Consider the following 19,354-nt stretch of genomic DNA (forward strand, 5'->3'; position numbering starts at 1 on the left):
CGACACCGCGTTCTGCCGCGAAGGTACGGAAGGTCATGAAGGGGAGGTGACTTAAGTCATCTCTTCGCAAAAGGCCGGGTCATGGTATGCTATAAAGAGCAGCAAGTCATGGCTCACTAGCCTGCTCGTTCGGGTAAACGCCGTGCGTTTGGCGAAGAAGACTTGATGAAGCGGACAGCTTATTTATTCTTGTCGTTCAAAAAGGGTGGGAGATTGAGATTTGAACAAACCTCTTAGCTTTCTCCGGTACGGCCTGATCGTCGTGCCCGCTTTTCTCTTCATGTATATCGGAGAGTATACCGACTATGGACTCTTTACACTGCATTTGCTGATCCTTCTGCTTATTGCGACAATGGGGGGCCGGCTGCCGGAACGCTTCGTCCCGGCAGCCGCCGCAGCGGAAATGCTGTATTCCGTCTGGCTGTGCAGCCGCTACGGCAGCCTGATGGTGTTCCCTTCCCTGTCCTCGCTGCTCGTCTACTCCCGCATGCGCTTCCGGCCGGTGTATTTGCTGCTTGGCGCCGCTCATCTGGCCGCCCTAAACGCAGTATTCCTGCATGCTGATCCGCTGGAACGCGCCTGGATCAACCTGGGCTTCCTGACTTCCGCTGTGCTGTGTCTGCAGCTCGCTGCCGCCAGCCGGGGGCAGGAGGAGATGATGATGCTCTACGATGAGCTGCGCAGGAAGCATTTCGAGCTGGATGAAGCGCGCAGCCGGCTGCTCCAGTTCACCGCCCAGGTCGAAACCGCCGCCCAGTCCGAAGAGCGGGTGCGCATCGGCCGGCAAATTCACGACGACATCGGACACCGGCTGATCCGGGTCAAAATGATGATGGAAGCCGCGCTGCATACCTTTCCGTCCGCACCGGAAGCAGGCCTGTCGATGATGTACCAGGTGCGCGACCAGTTGGCGGAGGCCATGGACGAACTGCGGACCGCAGTAAGGCGCATCGGCCGGGAGCCCCGTCTTGAAGGCGCATATGCCCTGGACCTCCTGCTTGAAGTAACGGGACGCGACACCGGCATCCGCACCTCTTACGATGTGGAAGGTACGCCGTATCCGCTCTATCCGAGCCAGCAGGTCGTCCTGTACAAAAATGCAAAGGAAGCCATAACGAACGGGCTGCGGCACGGACATGCAACCGAGGTTGGCATCCGGCTTTTTTACCGGGAGGCCGAAGTCGTCCTGGAAGTCTGGAATAACGGCAGCGTGCCGGAGACCGGAGCCCCCTGCGATTCCCGGCCGAACGGCGGAATGGGACTCCAGGGCATGGACGAGCGCACCCGCCTTATCGGCGGCAGTCTCGAAATCGTGGCGGCCTATCCGTTCACCGTCATCACGCGGATTCCGGTCTATAAGCAGAATGAAGTGATGTAATGCTATAAGAGTTCTACATAAAGGAGTGTGGCTTGCTTGATTAAAGTCATGATTGTCGATGACGATTCGTTCATCCGGGAGAGCCTGAAGGTGCTGCTGGGCCTTGACGGGGAGCTTGAGGTGACCGGAACGGCCGGCGACGGAGGCGAAGCGCTGAAGCTGCTTGGCGACGGAACGGAAGCGGATGTGGTGCTGATGGACATTCGGATGCCCGGCGTGGATGGCGTAGAGGGAACCCGGCAGATCCGCGCGCAATTTCCCCAGACCTCGGTGCTGATGCTGACCACCTTCGACGACGACGAATATATCATCGAAGCGCTGAGAGGCGGAGCCAGCGGCTATCTGCTCAAGAATATTCCCCCGGACCGGATCATCCAGGGAATCAAGACAGTGCATGCCGGCAGCATGCTGATCCATCCCGACATCGCGCGCAAGCTGACCGGCCTTCTGCAGCCGCCGGCGCCCGCCGCGGCGCCTGCCCGCCCGCTGGAATCCTATGGCCTGACGCAGACGGAGCAGGCGGTCGTGTCGCTGATCGCGGAAGGGCATACCAACAAAGAAATCGCCGCCTCCCTGTTTCTGAGCGAAGGAACGGTCAAGAACTACATAACCGAAATTTTGAGCAAGCTGGAGCTGCGGGACCGGACGCAGATCGCGATTTTTTATTTGAAGAACGGGCGTTGAGGCGGGTTATCGGAAAAATGGGAAGCGGCGACGCGCCCTTTTTCACCGCAATAGAGAATACATGGACCGGCCGGCGCAGCCTCATGCTTGGGGAACGGTCATTCGCTCCGCAGCTTCGCGGCGGGCCGGAACAGCATGAGAAGAGTTACAAGCAGAGCCGTTGTCAAAAAGACTGCCGAACCGGTTACAGCAATCGAAGCGGCGTGGGCGAACTGCTCCGCAGAAGGCGATGAGGACCGGTATACAGATTCAAAGACCGTACTCAGGACAGCCAGTCCCATCGAAGCCCCGATTTGGTGCGCAACATTGATTAAGCCGGAAGCCGCGCCCGAGTCGCCCGGATCTACGTCTGTCAGGCCAAAGGCGGTAAGCGGCTGAAATACCATTCCCGCACCGATGCCCATCAAGATTAACGGGAGGAACATATTCGGGAAGAATGAAGTTCCGGTTGAAATTTGGCTGCACCATATTGTACCGAGAATGGCGATGACCAGCCCGGATATGAGTATTTTTACACTTCCGAATCTGGACACCAGCCATGGCATCACATACATCATCCCGAACTGCACACCCGTGAAAGGCACAAAGGCAAGGCCGGATTCAAAGGAGCTGAAACCGAGAACGTTCTGCAGGAATTGCGGGATAAAGAAGAATAACGAGAAATTGCCGCATATGAACAAAAATCTTCCAAGATAAGCCCCGGAGCGCTCACGGCTGCTAAATAGACGAAGCGGTATGATCGGCTCTTTCGCCCGGGCTTCCACCGCAACAAATCCTGCCATCAAGACGATGCCTGCTGCCAAAGGCGCCAAAGTGACGGTATGATGCCATCCGGCGGCGGCCGCCTGAACAAATCCAAATACCAAAGAAGTCATGCCGGTAACGGACAGTACGGCACCGAGCAAATCGAAATGTCCTGTTCTCTTCTGCGTCTCCTGCAAATATTTCGGGATGATGATCAGCAGGGCAATTCCTATGGGGACGTTGATAAACATTCCAACCCGCCAGGAAATCCACTCGGTCAGCATTCCACCCAGAATCAAGCCGACGCTGCCGCCTCCCCCGGACACCGCGCTGTAGATGGCGATGGCTCGTGACCGTTCTTTCGTCTCCACAAAGCTCACAGACAGCAGGGCCAATGTGGACGGGGTCGCCATCGCTGCCGCCAGTCCTTGCAGAGCTCTTGCTGCCAGGAGAAATTCGGCGGATTGTGCCATCCCTGCGAGCAGGGAAGCAACCGTAAATAACGCAATTCCTGCACGGAATATCCTTCTTCTGCCCATGATGTCCCCCGCCCTGGCACCCAGCAGCATGAAGCCTCCATAGGCTAAAATATAGGCGTTCTGCACCCAGGTCAGGTTGGCGGTCGTCAGATGAAGGGTCCGGCCAATTTCGGGCAGCGCGGTAACCATAACGGACGAATCCAGCACAACCATAAGCTGGCAAGCAACAATGATGGTTAACATGATCGATTTAGTGGACTGCATCTCAATCTTCCTTTCGGGTTATGACTCAAAGACTCAAGTCCTATTATCTCTGCCATCCCCCGTGCGAAGTAGGCCATTCCTGCCCGATTATTGCCTGGAACTGCAAAAAGGTATATTATCATTCATTGCACATGTTATGCTTCAGATATTAAATAGTGGGGCTAATGAGAGCGGGGTGGAACCATTGCCGGAGAACAAGGGGAGACCTGCCGGAGGCGAAGATGCCGGGACTGATCTGGCGGATCAGGAGAAGCTAGGTGATTTGCTCAACATGGTGATAAAAAAGGAAATCAGAGAAGGCCATAATTCGACGATGCTGCCTTTTCTTTCGATTGTGAAGCGCAGCAGTCCAACCATGCTGAGACATGGCGTATTGACACCTTCCTTTTGCCTTATTCTGCAAGGAAGCAAGAAACTCTATCTGGGCCAGGATATCATCTATTATCATGCGGGAGATTATGTGACCTCATTGATCGATATGCCTGCATCCGGACAGACCGTTCACGCCACATCAGAGTCCCCCTACATCGGTCTTCGCGTCGATCTGTCCACACAGGAGATTGCTTCGGTAATTATGGAGGCCGGAATCGCTGACAAGCCCAAGCGAACCCAGGCGCATAAAGCGGCATTTGTCGGCAAGAGCAACTCCGCTCTGCTCGATGCGTTCATCCGTTTGATGAAACTGCCCGACCGGCATCAAGACGCTGTCTTTCTGGGGAATCTGATTAAACGTGAAATGATCTACCATCTGTTGACGGGATGCAGCGGCCATCTTTTTCTACAGATGACCTTCTTCACTCAGCAGAGAGACGGAATTGGCAAAGCAATCGGCTGGATCAGGGACAATTACGCCAGCTCGTTCACGGTTGCCGAATTGGCCAGGATGAGCAACATGAGCATCTCGGGACTTCACCATAAATTTAAAGAGGTCACAACACTGGGGCCGCTGCAATATCAAAAAAGCATTCGCCTGCAGGAAGCCAGGCGCCTGATGCTTAGCGAAGCGATGGATGCCACGAGCGCAGCGCGGGAGGTCGGCTATGAAAGCCCGACCCAGTTCAACCGTGAATACCGGCGGCTGTTCGGCCTGCCTCCCCTTAGAGACATTCGGGAGATTAGGCAAAGGCAGTATCCCGTCACGAACCTGATGGATTCATAGGCGGGGAAACGCACATGTACTCCTCGCTGCCTTCCTCACTGGCATTCCCCGCTGCATCCATGCATCCGTGCTACGGAGGCCAATGCAATTCCGGCGCTGCTTGAGACGTTCATGTTGAGGCACGGCCCTGTCTGCGCGGCAGAAAGCCCGGATTTCCGTAAGTGGATACGGAAATCCGGGCTTTCTTGTGATCGTATCGGAGCTAGTATCGGAGCCAGTACCTTGGCCAATTTAATCTGAGGATTGGTTCTGAGAATGAAGTCTCTGCTTGCGGCTTAGGACGAGCCTGAGACGGCACGGATAGCGACTCCGGGCGGCTAGTGACTCGGCTAGTGACTGGCCAGTGGCTCCGGCCTGCCGCTCTTGCCGCTCGGCAGCCCTTAGCCTTCAGCCCTTCGCCGATTCCGGGCTGCCCGCTCCGGGTGCCGGGCCTTGGCGCTCACCCGCAGCAGGCAGCTCCGGCTCGGGCGGAGGAGCTTGCACCGGCTCCAGCATCCGGGCCGCCGAGTGCATCCGGGGCGGAAGCTCTTCCGCCCCCTGCCGCTTCCGGCGCGCGCCCGTCTTCAGGCCCGCGATGCCGATGAGTCCCGCCGGCTTCTCCGGCACGGTCGTGTCCTCATCCGGCTGGGGAGCCAGAATGACGCCCAGCAGATGATGGTCGCCGTCGTAAATGGCGCGCTGCAAATATTTGCTCTCGCCCGCCGCGTTCTGCACCTCCAGCTTGCAGAACGCGGGACTCCGGCGCAGCGCCTCATGCAGCTGCTGCGCCTGTCCGGTCAACGCCTGACCGTTGACCTTGAGCAGCACCTCGCCGGGCAGAATGCCCAGCTCATGCGCGGGACTGCCCGGCAGCACGGCCATCACCATGAGGCCGGCATCCGGATGCACGAAGAAGGGACTGCCCCGGCGCTCCTCAAGAGCGCCGTACCAGACCAGGCCTTCGTGCAGCAGCAGAGCGGCGAGCGCCGCCGGGAGCGTGAGCGGGCTCCACCAGTCCGCGAGCAGCGCGAGACCGGTCAGGACGGCGGCATACAGCAGCAGCCGTCCTGAGACGCGGGCGCTCTTGCGGCCCGGCAGCATGCTCGTTGTCCACTCGCTGAACCCGATGACCACGGGCAGCGATACGATGCCGAGGCCGCCGCCCAGAAGGCTGTGCCAAGGCAGCGCTGCCGCATGACCGCCTGCCGGAATCAGCAGGAACAGCGGAAGCGGCCAGAACGCCTCCAACCGGTAGCCGCCCACAACCCGGCCGCGCTTGCCGTCCAGAAAGAGCGGCGTCGCCAGCCCCCGGCCCTGCCATCTGGCGAGAAGCGCTTCCGCCAGATGCAGGATGCCTGCCAGCACGAGCAGGGCGGGAATATCCAGACCTCTGACCGCCATGATGGTCTCGCCCCAAAATCCGGCAGGACGGAAATCCGGCAGCCAGGAGAGTATGTATTGAAGGACCCCGAGAAGTCCGATCGTATATGCGAAGCAGAAATACCGCACCCGAATCAGGAGCAGCAGCAGGCTTACCGCCCAAATGCAGAGAACCCCCGGAGTGGATACCGAAACGCCAAGCGCAATGGCGGCCGCCGACACCGCAAGGCCCACAACCAGGCCGCTCCAGAGTGCGCGCCATACTTCGCTGCCCGCCGCATGCAGCTTCACATGAATAAGCCTGCGCTCCTGCAGCGTCTGTCTGCGGTAATACAGAAACAGAAACAACACGGCGATATAATAAAAAGGCTGCGTCAGCATATGCAACGCGGCATTCCCCAAGCTTGCCAGCAGATCCAGCAGATCATTCAAACCGATCGTCACGCTCCTTTGGGCTGCCGCACCTTGAAGTGCGGGTTCTTTATCTATTCTAAAGGAATCGGGAGAACAAAGACAGGCCTCCCGGTCAGAAAAAAACAGGCGCTTTCTTCCACTCTCTCCCCTCTAGCAATTCACCGGGCGAACCGCTATGTCCTTCCTTCCGCGCAAAAAAGACGGCCTCCCTTCTGCCTGTAGAAGGGGAGGCCGTCTTATAAGCCGCAGGCTTGCTGCAGCCTGAACGTTATTTCGCTGCGATTTCCTTGCGGATCTCTTCAATGCCCCGATTACGCTGATTGTCGTTAACCGGGCTCTGAATTGCCTTGATCAGAGCGGTCTCCAGCGCTTCTGCCGTCTTGGCGTCAATAGCGCCGGTAACTGTCAGCTTCGACGCGCTCTGGAATTTCTTGACCGCTTCCTTGGTCGCGGTGTCGAAATATCCGTCCTTGCGGCCCGGCTTGTAGCCGAGTCCCGCCAGCATGATCTGCGCGCTCTTCACATCGGAGCTGTTGCTGTTATACTGCAGTGTCACGCTCTTGTTGATCGGCGACACCGAGAAATAATCCGGCTGCGCCACCGCGATATCCGGCTTGATGCCCTTGCCGTGAATCCAGCTGCCGTCCGGTGTCAGCCACTTGGCAATCGTGATCTTCAGCAGACTGCCGTCGCCGAGCTGCTTCTCAAAGCTCGTCTGCACCGTGCCTTTGCCGAAGGAGTTCTCGCCGATCAGCTTCGCTCCCGCCGACTGCTGCAGGGCGCCTGCGAGAATTTCGGAAGCGCTGGCGCTGCCCTTGTTCATGAGCACAGCGACCGGGTAATCCTTGCCGCTGCCCTTGGAATTCGTCTCCTCGCGCTCTTTCGCCTTGTTCTCCACCTGAACGATGGTCTTGCCCTTCGGCACGAACTGCTCGGCAATTTCAATTACGACCGGCAGCACGCCGCCGGGATCGTTGCGGACGTCGATCACGAGTCCTTTCATGCCCTGCTTCTCCAGCTTGGACAGTTCTTCCTTGAAACGGTCTGCTGTGTTCATCGAGAACTGCGTAATCTCGATGACGCCAACGCCTCCGTTCTCCATCTTGGCATACACCGTCTCCAGCTTGACGTCATCGCGCTTGATATTGAAGGTCATTGGCTGCGATGAGCCGGACCGCTGAACGACGAGCGTTGCCGTGCTGCCCTTCGGTCCGCGGATCTTGGCGACCGCATCGTTCAGGTCGAGCCCCTGCAAGGATTCCCCGTTCACCGAGACGATAACGTCCTTCGCCTGAATGCCGGCCTTCTCCGCAGGAGAACCTTTAATCGGCGACACGACAACTACCTTGCCGTTATCCGAGGCGACCTCGGCGCCGATGCCGCTGAAGGAGCCTTCAATGCTCTCTTCAAACTGCTGGGCCGTCTCCTTGGCCATATAGTTGGAATATGGATCGCCGAGCGCCTCCATCATGCCGTTCACGGCTCCGTCGATCAGCTTGCTGCGGTCCACATCCTTGTAATAATTCCCTTCAATCAGAGTGAGCGCCGTGCCCAGCTTGTTCGCTTCGCTCTGCTTCAGTCCGCCTCCGGCTGCTGCCGCCGGCGCCGCGCTCTCTCCAACGGCTTGTCCCGTAAAGATTGTGCCGGTCGCAGCGAGCGTCAGCAGGCTGCCGCACAGGAGGGCGGCAACAATCATGATGGCCGCCGTACTCTTCTTTAACATGAAGCCTTCACCGTCCCTTCTTGTCCATCCCGCCGGTCTGTAGGTCAATCCCGCAGAGATCGGTATGACTTCCAGTATATGCCGCACGGCCCCATAATATTTATGGGGCCGTCAAATTACAGATAGTCCATAGGGTCGACCGGCGTTCCGTCGATCCGCACCTCAAAGTGCAGATGCGGACCCGTCACCCGTCCGGTCGCGCCCGATTCCGCAATGGTCTGGCCGCGTTCCACGCGGTCGCCCACGCTGACCTTGATGCCGCCTTCGCGGATATGTCCGTACAGCGTCCACATGCCGCCTCCGTGGTCAATCACCACCGTGTAGCCGTAGCCGCTCCACCATTCCGCCACGATAACCGTACCGGCTTCCGCGGCGTGGATATTCGTGCCCTGCGGCACGGCGAAGTCGACGCCGGTATGCAGCTTGCGCACGCCTGTCACCGGATGGATCCGGTAGCCGTACGGCGACGAAATCCGCGCCTGGCCGACAGGCAGCAGCAGCGGGCCGCTGCCGCTTGCGTAAGTGCCGCTGTTGTCATCGCCGCCATGCTCCGCTTCATCATCGGAGGAACTGGCCACCGTCTGCGCTTCCGCTGCCTTAGCAGCGGCTGCCTTGGCGGCGGCCTCCTTGCGTGCGGCCTCTTCCGCCGCGCGTTTGGCCGCTGCCGCTTTGGCAGCAGCCGCTCTGCGAGCCGCTTCCTCCGCTTTGATCTTGTCCTTCTGCTCTTCAAGCGCCGCGCGCTGGCTCGCGAGCTGAACAAGCTTGGCGTTCTGCTCCTGAGTGATATCCTCGGCGTCATCGATCGCCTTATCGTAGTAAGCGATCAGTTCCTGCTTCTCGGCTTCCTTATCCTTCAGGACGCTGCGCTGGGATTCCAGATCGGTGTACAGCTGCTTGGCCAGCGCGTACTGCCCTTCCAGTTCCTTCTTCTTGGCTGTTACAGTCGCTTCGTCCCGCTTGTGCTGCTCCAGCAGATCCTGGTCCTGATCCACGATCGTCTTCAGAGAGTCGGCGCGGGTCAGAAAGTCGGAGAAGCTTGTCGAAGAGAGCAGGACATCCAGATAGGACACCGTACCGTCCGTATACATAAGACGCACCCGGGACTCAATCAGTTTCTGGCGGGATTCGACCCGTTCCTGCGCAGCGTCCAGCTCGGCCGCCGTCGTCTTCAGCGATTTCTCGGTATTGTCAATCTTGGTGGAGATCTGGGTCATTTCACCCTTCACCAGCTCGATCTGGCCGAGCACAACCTGCAGATTCTGTGTGGTCTTGTTCTTGTAATGCTGAGCCTCCTGGCCCTGGGCGGCTGCTTTTTCCTGCTGGGCTTTGGCGTCCTTGGCACTCTGCTGCAGCGCCTTCAGCTGCTTGTCGATTTCGGTGATGCTCGTTTTGCTGGCATATCCTTCAGAGGGCTGGAACATAACGGCGGACAACAGCAGTAAGGCTAATCCGGCGGCTATCTTTTTCAACTCGCGTTCCCCGTCCTTTTATTCAAAAGTAACATTTCTAATAATCCTTATACCTTCAGCGACTTGCGGATGGATACGACGCTTCCCCAAATGCCGATCAGCACGCCGAGACCGACAAGCAGTCCGCTCAGCAGCACCCAGATCTTCTCGAAAGGAATGAGGTTCCAGCCCATCAGCGGGTCGCCCGCAACTGACGAGTTCAAGCCGGAGTATCCGGCATAGAGAATGCCTACGGTAATCAGCGAGCCGATCAGTCCGATCAGCGCGCCCTCCACGAAGAACGGCCACCTGATAAAAGCGTTGGTAGCCCCAACGAGCTTCATAATGCCGATTTCCTTGCGGCGGGCCAGGATGGTGACCCGGATCGTATTGGAAATAAGGAACATGGACACGACCGCCAGTCCCGCCACGAACACGAATCCGATGTTGCGGATGGTTCTCGTAACTTTGAACAGGGTCTCGATGGCGCCTTGTCCGTACTTCACTTTATAGATCGGCTTCTCGGGATGGGTGTCGTTGAGGGCCTCGATCTTCTTCGCCACAAAAGGCACGGTCGTCGGCTCCACAACCTCCACCCGGAAGGCGTCGTTCAGCGGGTTGTTATCTTTGTCGAAGCCCTCCAGAATGCTGTCGGCATCAGGCCCCAAATCCTTGCGCAGATCCTCGAGCCCCTGCTCCTTGGAGATGAACTCGATCTTGCTGACCTCGGGCATGCTGCCGATTTCGTTCTGGAGCGTATCGCGGAGCGCCTGAGTCGTCTCCAGCGTCAGATGTACGGTGATCTGGACCTGGCTGTCCGCCTTGTCCGCGAGTGAATTGACATTTAGTACAAGAAGGATGAAGACACCCAGCACAAGCAGCGAAACCACAATGGACGTGATGGAAGCCACCGACATCCACCCGTTGCGGAATACGTTCTTGAAGCCTTCCCGCACATGACGCAAGAAGGTTTTAAAACTCATACCCGTACTCCCCTCTCAGCTGGTCTCTGACAATCTGCCCGTGCTCGATGGCCAGCACCCGCTTGCGCATCTTGTTGACAATATCGCGGTTATGGGTCGCCATCACGATCGTCGTGCCGCGAAAATTGATCTCGTCCAGCAGCTGCATAATCCCCCATGACGTCTCGGGGTCCAGGTTGCCTGTGGGCTCGTCCGCCACAATAACCGACGGATTGTTCACAATGGCCCGGGCAATGGCAATGCGCTGCTGCTCCCCGCCGGAGAGCTGGGAAGGCTCACGGTTTGCTTTGTTGCGCAGTCCCACGAGGTCGAGCACCTCATTGACCCGTTTCTTGATCTGCTTCTTCGGCGCTTCGATGACCTCCATTGCGAAGGCGACGTTCTCGAAGGCCGTCAGCTTCGGCAGCAGCCGGAAATCCTGAAACACGACGCCGATGTTGCGGCGGACATAAGGGATTTTGCGCGGCTTCAGCTTACCGATATTGAATCCGCCCACGGAGATTTGCCCCTTGGTCGGCGTTTCCTCTCTATAGATCAATTTCATGAACGTCGATTTGCCGGCTCCGGACGGACCGACGATATATACGAATTCGTTGCGGTCGATTTTGACCGATACTCCTTGAAGTGCGTGAGTCCCGTTAGGGTACGTCTTCCAAACATCCTGCATTTCGATCATCTGATCACTTCCCGGTTCTGACATTATCCGCCGCGGCTTGCGACAATATTTCCAGCGGATTTCCATAAACAGCAATAATTCCGCAACGTATCTATTGTAACAAATCCGTAACTGCTTGAGTACCCGAAAGTTTTATGAAGGAGTTCAGGAAGGGGCGCATATGCTTGTAGAGGGCCGATCCGCCTTTCACTACCCTTTATCGGCAGAGCGCAGCGGATGTGTAACCCTTTTGGAGCGCTTTCCGCGTCTGAATACGGATTGGGGCTGTCTTTTTTTTGTAAACAGGCAAGGCAAGGGGGATATCGATGAAAAAAGTGCATGCCGTTATGATATTCGTGAGCGCTCTGCTTCTGGCGGCTGCGCTGGCCTACGGAGGGGTGGCGCTGTATGCGGGGCAGGCGACTGTTCCGAAAGGGACTCTGCTCGCTGGATGGGACATCGGGAGAATGAACATCGCGGCTGTGCGGAGTGAGCTTGACCGAAAGCTCTCTGAGCTGGAGGCGGTTCCACTCACTCTGCGGATCGGTGAAACGGAGGGACCCAGCCTGACCCTGACCCTGAAAGAGGCTGGAGTGTCCTATCAGGCGAAATCGTTTCTGAATGGATTGGACCGGTTATCGGAAGGCGGGGTATGTGAGCGCGCCAAAGCTCGTTATTCGTTCGAAAAAAACTGGGCGCTGACTGCCGGGTGGACGGACACAGCGCTGAGGAGCAGGCTGAATGCGGGCTGGGAAAGCTCCACGTTCGGAGATCCGGTTGACGCCACCCGCCGGATTACGGCGGATGACCGGATTGTGTATACACCGGGCCGGACTTCGCTCCGGATCGATTGGACGCACGCCGGGCTTACGCTTTCGGGTGTCATTCCGAAGGATTTCAGCCGGCTGGATACGCTGAAAACTGCCGGACTTGCTGCGGATCTGCCGCTCCGCACGGCGCAGCCGGACGTGACGCTGCAGTCGCTGCAGGATCAGGGAGTGACGCGAAAAATTATGCAATTCAGCACCTCGCTCGGTTCCAGCGGACCGGGACGAAGCTATAACGTGGAATCGGCCGCCAAGGCGGTGAACGATACGCTTCTCCCGCCCGGCGCTGTCTTCGACTACGACAGAGCGATCGAGAAAGCGGAGAACGAGTACGGCTTCCGTGAAGCGCCCGTGATCGTGAACGGCACGCTCCAGCCGGGCGTCGGCGGCGGCATCTGCCAGGTGTCCAGCACGCTGTACAATACCGTACTGCGCACGGGCCTTGAAATTGTGGAGCGCCGCAATCACTCTCTCCCGGTCAACTATTTGCCCAAGGGCCAGGACGCCACGTTCTCGCGCGGGTCCATCAATTTCCGGTTCCGCAACACAACCGGGCATTATCTGCTTATCAGAGCCGCCGTCAGCGGACGTTCGCTGACTGTGAAGCTGTTCGGAACCTTTCCATCTAATGTGTCGTACTCCGTGGAATCGCGAACCGTGGAGATCCTGGCTCCTGGACGCCGGACGGTGACCGACTCTTCCCTCCCTCCAGGCGCGTCCCGGACGCTGCGGAAGGGCCGGACCGGCTATATTGTCGAGACTTACCGGACCAAATTCGTAGGGGGCGAAGCGGTTGAGCGGGTCCGGGTGTCACGGGACACCTACCGCCCGCAGCAGGCTATCGTTGCTGTAGGTCCGGGCGGCGCGAACTCTTCCGGAGCGCAGGACAGCGAACGCCCGCTGGTGGAGGACGGCATCCGGAGCAATGAATGATAGCCGGGTGCCGTTCGGGGATAAGCCTGATGAAATTTCCATTTCATTCCGGAAGATTTTAAGCGGCGTTTACGGATGGGGCGGGCGGATTTTACAATGAGAGGCTATACTTGCTGAGTGATCCAGGCATCTCAATCCATTAACGAAAGGATGAACCAGCATGATAATCACCCAAGCCGCCTCCCCCTCACGCGGTGTCTCGTCCCTGCTCAGATCGGCTCCGGTCCTACGGGAGCAGCAGACATGCCGCGAGGCCATCCGCCTGATGTTCGAGCATCCCGAGTCCAAATGCATAGTCATTTGCGATGAAGGCGACCGCCCTGTCGGTCTCTTGATGAGCGAACCGTTCTTTCTGCGGGCGACCGGCCGCAGCGGGGCCGACTCATTTTACCGCGAATCCGCGCTGGGACAGGCACAGACTCATCTGCTGACGGCGGACATCGAGTCCGATCCGTCCGAGATTATGGCCCGGCTGCTGGAGCGCCATCCCGCGCAGCAGAACGATTCCATTCTCATCACCCGAAACGGCAAGCTGGCCGGAACTCTCACCCCCGCCGATCTGAGAACTCTTCTGAGCTAATCTCCTCTTCCTCCCCTTTTATTAGAACAAGGTATCCGGGGACATATCGATTCTCCAGTACCCGTTTACCTTCTTCAGCTTAACAGTGACCTTCTCCGCATCCTGCGTATTATCGGGATAAGGTACCGTCAATACAAAGACCGCCGTCAAGGCATCCTTCGATACCATTAGGGCTGTGGCGTCCTCGAACAGCAGCAGATTGCCGAGATCGCCGTTGACCTGCGATTCTTCCGTTCTTCTCTTGAACGTTCCCCCACTTAGCTAACACTTGAAGTGGGGGATTCTTGGGTAATCCCTTCTACTGAAGGGAATTTATATCGATATTTTCTCATGAAAAATCGTATACCAAGCGATCCCTGCGGTTCCCGCAGTTTTCCAAAGGAACATCTGTACGGGTCTATTCCCACCGTTTTATGATGCCTTAGCCAAATATTTAAGGAACGGTGGTCTTGATGTTTAAACACCAAGGCTTTTGATGTTATGTGCGGCATTTTCATCTCGATCATGATGGGTATGGCATGATAGACATGTCCATTCTCGCACAGATAATTTCTTTACTTCGGGATGGATCGTGCCGCATACATGACACCTTTGGCTCGTTGGAGCGAATGTATCCACTACCTTCACCGTTCGCCCATACCATTCCGCTTTATACGCAAGCTGACGGGCAAATTCACCCCACGACGCATCGGCGATGGATTTGGCCAGCCGGTGATTTTTGAGCATGTTCGCCACTCTCAGATTTTCGATGCTGATCGTTTGATTTTCACGAATCAGCTTCGTGGTGAGTTGATGCAAAAAATCATGGCGGCTGCCCACGATCTTTTCATGGATTTGGGCAACCTTCTGTTTGGCTTTCTGCCAATTGGAGCCCCCTTGGTTACGGCGAGCCATGCGGCGTTGCCAAAATGCAAGTTTTTGCTCATATTTGCGAAACACTTTAGGATTGGCAACCCGCCCCCCATCCGAGCAGACTGCAAATTCCTTGAGTCCAAGGTCAATGCCGACCTCCTTATCGGTCTGTGGCAGAGGGTTCATTTCCACTTCGCAAAGGATGGATACAAAATACTTGCCTGCCGCATTTCGCCGCAGGGTAGCCGAAAGAATGCGACCTTCACACGCTCTGGAGTTGGCAAAGCGAAGCCAGCTAAGCTTCGGAAGCTTCAATCGATTTCCGCTAAACGCAATGTTGTCATTGGTGTATTTGGTGGTGTAGCTTTGCACAGGATGCTTGCGGCTTTTGAAGCGTGGGGCCTGATTTTGTTTCTTGAAGAAACGTTCAAAGCTGTCTGCCACGTTTCGCACCGCCGATTGCAGAGCAATGCTATCTACCGATTTTAGCCATTCAAATTGCTGTTTGAGTGCAGGAAGCTGCGTGGCACAGGCGTTATAGGACAACCCTTTACCGGTTGCCGCATAGGTTTCGCTCCATTTGACTGAGCATTTTGCATTAATCTAAGCCCTTGTTACACAAAGCAATTTTGAGCATAAAAAAGGACTTCACCCCAACTTGGAGAAGTTTTCAAGTGACCAAACGAGAAAACCCAAGGGAGTGAAGTCACTATGTATATTCTCCAAGAAAGTCTATTTTCCTTTGAAGAGCTTCAAAAAATCGAATCGAAAGAGCGATTGCCCATCTTTTTCAGCGCTTTGGACCTGCGACCTTACGCAAGAGAATTGAGAAATCCCTCACCCCGAGGAGCAGACGGACACTGTCGTCAAGGCATTCTTCGCGCGCTACTCGCAGCTCCTTTAGAGAATATCGATACGTTCACCGGCCTAGCGCGCAGACTAAAGTTTGACCTCCGTTTCCGTTACCAATGTGGGCTTCGACTGGATATCCCCGCTCCTTCGATTTCTACATTAAGTCGAGTCTTTGCCGAGTTGACTGGCAAAGGCCTTGCCAAGCAGTTGTTTGAGGATCTTGTGACTCAGTGCCAAGAAGCTGGAATCATCGACGGAACTCATGTCGCTATCGACAGCGCCGCTATTCACGCTTACGAGAAAAAGGAACCCAAGCGAAAAAGTGAACTCACCGGCAATGCCAACTGGGGTGCCAAGTTTGACACCTTTGGCAACAAAGTCAAGTGGTTTGGCTATAAGTTGCATCTGGCCGTCGATGCCAAAAGTGAACTTCCCATGGCGCTCAAGGTGACCTCTGCCCATGTGAACGACGGAGACGAAGGGCCTGCACTCATGACGACTGTCGCTGCGAAATCTAAAGTGAAATTCTTCATGCTGGATGCGGGCTACGACCAAATAAAAAACTACGAGGCCGCCCGGAACGTCAAGGCGCAAGCCATTATTCCGCTGAATCCACGGAATGAAAAGGAACCGCCAGCGGGGATTACCCGCAAAGGCACGCCCTGTTGTTCGATGGGATTTCCCATGACGTATTGGGGACAGGAAAAGGTGCATTTAAAATTCCGTTGTCCACATGCGACAGGTCAAGTGGATTGTCCTTTGGGTATGGCCGCTTGTTCGTCCTCCAATTATGGAATGGTGGTTAAAATCAACAGTCAAACGGATCTCCGGCGTTATGCGCTACCGCATCGGGAAAGCCGAGGCTGGAAGGAACTTTACAATAAACGAACCAGTGTAGAACGCTGCAATTCTCGAATGAAGACCTATTTAACTGCAGACCAGCTTCACGTCTGGGGGATTCAAAAAGTGACAACTCACCAATATTTAAATGCGATTGTGTTACTTGCCTCTGCGCTTGCCATTGCGAAGCAACGAGTACAGAACGCCGCTTAAAAACTTCCGATTCATTGAAATTCTGTCCGTCTGTCTATTTTTCACTCCACTCTCACAACACTGAGATTTCGTTGTAACCTAACTTTGACTTTAAATCAAAATATGAATTATGCAAAATGCTCGACTAAGAAATGATTGAAGACAAAGCGGCAACAGCCAAACATTTGATGGATGAGTTGACGTTGTTTCGGGTTCGGATAGATGCGATATTTGTAAGCCTTATGTACTAACATGCCACGGGGACTCCTTTCGGTAGGATATTCCCATTATAGCACATATGTTCGCTTTAGGTGCAAAAACGCCGATTCATCTCCTCCCTATTGAGGAAGGAGTCTTCTCGGTTTTTTAGCTAAACAGCCCTCAAGCTATCAATACCCGCCAAATGTCAGGGGAAAACGCTTCTATATAGAACGAATCAAGAAACAGTCAGTGTTACTACAATCGCCGAAATAGATAAAAAACTGGTGAAAAAACACTTCGTAACTTTTGTAATTACGAGAGGATTAAACAACCGGCCGTCTTGGACCAGAAGATCAGGTCCAAGACGGCCGGTTCATTTGTAATCATCTGTGATGGCAAATGGCAATGGCTTCATTGCCTGCGGGTGCGCCTCGAGTCAGCTGAATATAAGGCTGTCATAAAGTCTGACCGCTTCGAACCTGGAATTGCGGCAAGAAGCCGGAGTTCTGCTCCAGAAGGTCATTCAACAGCGCCTTGGCTGTCTGTTCGTCGCCCACCAAGGGATGAATGGTCAGCGCCTGCAAAGCGGCGGCGTAATCCCCGTGGACAGCCGCCTCTACGGTAAGCTCTTCGTAGGCCTTCACCACTTGCAGCAATCCTCTAATCTGCGGAGGCAGCGGATGGCTGAGCGACAAGGCATGCGGGCCGTCGGACTTGATGACACAGTTAACCTCAATGGCCACATTGTCGGGAAGACAAGGGATAATGCCCTGGTTGCGCACGTTGACGGTCTGAATATCGCCGGTATCGTTATAGATGGATTTCATCAATTGCACAGCCGCTTCGGAATAATAGGCCCCTCCGCGTTTCTCCAATTGAGGCGGCTTCGAAGTCAGCGCCGGCTGCTTGTATAGTTCGAATAGCTCTGCCTCCACTTCCTTCACTTCATCCGCCCGGGTCTTGCCTGTAGCTTCATAATGCTCCATGATTTCGCGCAGCATCTCTTCCTTCATATAATAATAACGATGGTAGGCGCAGGGCAACGCGCCCAGCGATTGAATAAATTCCGCATCCCATTCCAAATCGGGGATGTTAGCCATAGATATTCCTTTGGCGCCGGATAGCTTGTCGAGAAAATCGCCGGTCATTTCCTTTCCGTCGATCATAACCCGGGTGGTCCAGTGCAAATGATTGATTCCAACGATCTCAATGTACATTTCCGTCTGCGGCACACCGTAGAGTTCAGCAATTTGCATCTTGGTGCTGATGGGCAGATTGCAGAGCCCGACGGATTTCACGCGAGAGTACTTGGAGACGGCCTCGGTAACCAGTCCGGCCGGATTGGTAAAATTAATCATGAACGCATCCGGAGCCAGTTCCTCGATATCCTTGCAAATGTCCAGAATGACGGGGATCGTGCGCAGCGCTTTGGCGAAGCCGCCGGCTCCGGTCGTTTCCTGGCCAATCAAATGATGGGCGAGCGGAATCTTCTCGTCTCTTGAGCGCGCATCCAGCATTCCGACACGAATCTGAGTCGTTACAAAATCAGCGCCGCGGATCGCCTCCCGGCGGTCCAGCGTCAAATGCAGCTTGATCGGCTTGCCGCTTGCATCGATCATCCGCTGGGCAAGATCGCCCACAACCTTCAGTTTTTCCGCCCCTGCTTCAATGTCCACCAGATACAGGTCGGCGACCGGAAACATATCATGATAACGTATCAAACCGTCGATAAGCTCCGGTGTATAGGAAGACCCTCCTCCGATTACGGCTATTTTCAATTGTCTCTTCTTCATTTGCGATCTCCTCCGTATCTCTCGAAATTTCGGATCATTTGCTCCGTTACCGGAATATCAACATGGTCCATTGCCAGCATTACCGCCCCGAATACGGGAGCCATTTCAGGAATAACAAGCGTACTAATCGGGTTCTCCGCCTTTACTTCCTTGCTTAATGCCTCCAGCAGCAGTGAATTTCTGCCTGACTGGAGAATGCTGCCCGTTAAGACTATCGGCACAACTTCACCCTTGAATCCGCCAAGTTTACGGATTACGGTCGCCGCCGACAGTCCAAGCTCTCTTCCCATCTCCACGAGAAGCTCGCGGGAAAGCCAGTCGCCGGACTCGGACGCCTCATGAACAATCAGCGACAGCTCAAGCGGCGCTGTCTGCCTATCTTCGTCGAGAAACTGGTTAAGCATAGCTTCGAAGCTCCCAAAACCGAGCGCCTGGGGGATTCGTTCCACCAGGATGCTATAAGGCTCTCTTCCCTCCCAGGAGCGGACCGCTCTGCCCAATGCCTGTGCGGCCAAATAATAACCGCCTGCCCGGTCGCCGAACAGGGAATCGAACCCTCCGACCTGGATAACTGTTCCCTGCCGGTTACGGCCTGCCGCATTGGTGTTGCTTCCGCACACCAGCACTACACCGACATTATCCGGGCTTCCGATACGCAGTCCCTCCATCGTATCGCAGACCACATTCCATTTGCGCAAAGACAACTGCCGGTCAATTTCCGGAGAGAGCTGCTCCAGATCAATAGGACGGTCCGCACCCGCAAGGCCGAATTGCACAAAATCCAAATCGGCTTCGGCAATGCCGGCTTGAACAAGGGCTTCCATCAGCGCATTTCTAATATTGGCCACCGCGGCGGCCGCTCCAATCATTTGATGGTTGCCGCAGCCCGACCGGCCGGACCCCAGAATGGTTCCTTGCTCATCGGCAACGATGACGAGCGTCTTGCTCCCTCCGCCGTCCACACCTGCAATATACATGGTTTCAACTCCTGTTA

General features: G+C 55.8%; 14 protein-coding genes and 3 pseudogenes. 6 read left to right on the forward strand and 11 right to left on the reverse strand.

Annotated elements, in window-relative coordinates; all coding sequences use genetic code 11:
- Positions 1-220: 220 nt before the first annotated feature.
- Positions 221-1,378: a sensor histidine kinase gene (locus tag PSTEL_RS23765; protein ID WP_052098917.1), complete on the forward strand. Its 1,158-nt coding sequence runs from the start codon at positions 221-223 to the stop codon at positions 1,376-1,378.
- A gap of 36 nt (positions 1,379-1,414) precedes the next feature.
- Positions 1,415-2,062: a response regulator transcription factor gene (locus PSTEL_RS23770; RefSeq protein WP_038699188.1), complete on the forward strand. Its 648-nt coding sequence runs from the start codon at positions 1,415-1,417 to the stop codon at positions 2,060-2,062.
- Positions 2,063-2,160: 98 nt separating this feature from the next.
- Here PSTEL_RS23770 and PSTEL_RS23775 read toward each other — a convergent pair whose 3' ends face one another.
- Complete coding sequence (locus tag PSTEL_RS23775) at positions 2,161-3,549, reverse strand: MFS transporter (RefSeq protein WP_038699190.1); 1,389 nt, start codon at positions 3,547-3,549, stop codon at positions 2,161-2,163.
- Between the two features lie 184 nt (positions 3,550-3,733).
- Between PSTEL_RS23775 and PSTEL_RS23780 the strand changes: the two genes are divergently transcribed.
- Positions 3,734-4,708, forward strand: coding sequence for an AraC family transcriptional regulator (locus PSTEL_RS23780; protein ID WP_038699192.1), 975 nt, complete (start codon positions 3,734-3,736; stop codon positions 4,706-4,708).
- 387 nt (positions 4,709-5,095) lie between these two features.
- Here PSTEL_RS23780 and PSTEL_RS23785 read toward each other — a convergent pair whose 3' ends face one another.
- The 5 genes from PSTEL_RS23785 to ftsE form a co-directional block, all read right to left on the reverse strand.
- Complete coding sequence (locus tag PSTEL_RS23785) at positions 5,096-6,499, reverse strand: PDZ domain-containing protein (protein WP_425415286.1); 1,404 nt, start codon at positions 6,497-6,499, stop codon at positions 5,096-5,098.
- 250 nt (positions 6,500-6,749) lie between these two features.
- A complete protein-coding gene (locus PSTEL_RS23790; protein WP_038699194.1) occupies positions 6,750-8,204 on the reverse strand; it encodes a S41 family peptidase in 1,455 nt (484 codons plus the stop codon).
- A 116-nt stretch (positions 8,205-8,320) separates the two neighbouring features.
- Positions 8,321-9,673, reverse strand: a complete 1,353-nt coding sequence (locus tag PSTEL_RS23795; RefSeq protein WP_038699195.1) for a murein hydrolase activator EnvC family protein — start codon at positions 9,671-9,673, stop codon at positions 8,321-8,323.
- A 47-nt stretch (positions 9,674-9,720) separates the two neighbouring features.
- Positions 9,721-10,635 carry a permease-like cell division protein FtsX gene (ftsX, locus tag PSTEL_RS23800; protein ID WP_038699196.1) on the reverse strand — a complete coding sequence of 305 codons (915 nt, stop codon included), beginning with the start codon at positions 10,633-10,635 and terminating at the stop codon, positions 9,721-9,723.
- The gene (ftsE, locus tag PSTEL_RS23805; protein ID WP_038699198.1) at positions 10,625-11,311 is read right to left on the reverse strand and encodes a cell division ATP-binding protein FtsE; all 687 of its coding nucleotides are present in this window, start codon (positions 11,309-11,311) and stop codon (positions 10,625-10,627) included. The genes ftsX and ftsE overlap by 11 nt, the downstream gene beginning before the upstream one ends.
- A 305-nt stretch (positions 11,312-11,616) precedes the next feature.
- On the opposite strand from ftsE, the gene PSTEL_RS23810 reads away from it, so the two are divergent.
- Complete coding sequence (locus PSTEL_RS23810; RefSeq protein WP_038699200.1) at positions 11,617-13,050, forward strand: VanW family protein; 1,434 nt, start codon at positions 11,617-11,619, stop codon at positions 13,048-13,050.
- Positions 13,051-13,210: 160 nt separating this feature from the next.
- Positions 13,211-13,630, forward strand: a complete 420-nt coding sequence (locus PSTEL_RS23815) for a CBS domain-containing protein (RefSeq protein WP_038699202.1) — start codon at positions 13,211-13,213, stop codon at positions 13,628-13,630.
- Between the two features lie 21 nt (positions 13,631-13,651).
- Here the strand turns inward: PSTEL_RS23815 and PSTEL_RS27780 are convergent.
- Positions 13,652-13,840: pseudogene (locus tag PSTEL_RS27780) on the reverse strand (DL-endopeptidase inhibitor IseA family protein); the annotation flags it as partial.
- Positions 13,841-14,086: 246 nt separating this feature from the next.
- Positions 14,087-15,061 (reverse strand): annotated as a pseudogene (gene tnpB, locus PSTEL_RS27275) (IS200/IS605 family element RNA-guided endonuclease TnpB); the annotation flags it as partial.
- A 132-nt stretch (positions 15,062-15,193) separates the two neighbouring features.
- Here tnpB and PSTEL_RS23825 point away from each other — a divergent pair.
- A complete protein-coding gene (locus PSTEL_RS23825; RefSeq protein WP_038694187.1) occupies positions 15,194-16,387 on the forward strand; it encodes a transposase in 1,194 nt (397 codons plus the stop codon).
- Between the two features lie 125 nt (positions 16,388-16,512).
- Here the strand turns inward: PSTEL_RS23825 and PSTEL_RS27280 are convergent.
- From PSTEL_RS27280 to PSTEL_RS23835, 3 genes and pseudogenes are all read right to left on the reverse strand, one after another.
- Positions 16,513-16,620: pseudogene (locus PSTEL_RS27280) on the reverse strand (helix-turn-helix domain-containing protein); the annotation flags it as partial.
- A 402-nt stretch (positions 16,621-17,022) separates the two neighbouring features.
- Positions 17,023-18,360 (reverse strand): 6-phospho-beta-glucosidase, encoded by a 1,338-nt coding sequence (locus PSTEL_RS23830; protein ID WP_038699206.1) that lies wholly within the window; start codon positions 18,358-18,360, stop codon positions 17,023-17,025.
- Positions 18,357-19,337, reverse strand: a complete 981-nt coding sequence (locus PSTEL_RS23835) for an N-acetylglucosamine kinase (RefSeq protein ID WP_038699208.1) — start codon at positions 19,335-19,337, stop codon at positions 18,357-18,359. The genes PSTEL_RS23830 and PSTEL_RS23835 overlap by 4 nt, the downstream gene beginning before the upstream one ends.
- Between the last annotated feature and the right edge of the window lie 17 nt (positions 19,338-19,354).

The sequence above is a fragment of the Paenibacillus stellifer genome (genome assembly GCF_000758685.1).
In the GTDB taxonomy this organism is placed as follows: Bacteria; Bacillota; Bacilli; order Paenibacillales; family Paenibacillaceae; genus Paenibacillus_AQ; species Paenibacillus_AQ stellifer.

What these genes read in the sequence shown, in the direction of transcription:
- PSTEL_RS23775 (WP_038699190.1), bottom strand. Translation starts at nt 3,549, where the DNA reads ATGCAGTCCACTAAATCGATCATGTTAACCATCATTGTTGCTTGCCAG.
- PSTEL_RS23790 (WP_038699194.1), bottom strand. Translation starts at nt 8,204, where the DNA reads ATGTTAAAGAAGAGTACGGCGGCCATCATGATTGTTGCCGCCCTCCTG.
- ftsX (WP_038699196.1), bottom strand. Translation starts at nt 10,635, where the DNA reads ATGAGTTTTAAAACCTTCTTGCGTCATGTGCGGGAAGGCTTCAAGAAC.
- ftsE (WP_038699198.1), bottom strand. Translation starts at nt 11,311, where the DNA reads ATGATCGAAATGCAGGATGTTTGGAAGACGTACCCTAACGGGACTCAC.
- PSTEL_RS23810 (WP_038699200.1), top strand. Translation starts at nt 11,617, where the DNA reads ATGAAAAAAGTGCATGCCGTTATGATATTCGTGAGCGCTCTGCTTCTG.
- PSTEL_RS23815 (WP_038699202.1), top strand. Translation starts at nt 13,211, where the DNA reads ATGATAATCACCCAAGCCGCCTCCCCCTCACGCGGTGTCTCGTCCCTG.
- PSTEL_RS23825 (WP_038694187.1), top strand. Translation starts at nt 15,194, where the DNA reads ATGTATATTCTCCAAGAAAGTCTATTTTCCTTTGAAGAGCTTCAAAAA.
- PSTEL_RS23830 (WP_038699206.1), bottom strand. Translation starts at nt 18,360, where the DNA reads ATGAAGAAGAGACAATTGAAAATAGCCGTAATCGGAGGAGGGTCTTCC.
- PSTEL_RS23835 (WP_038699208.1), bottom strand. Translation starts at nt 19,337, where the DNA reads ATGTATATTGCAGGTGTGGACGGCGGAGGGAGCAAGACGCTCGTCATC.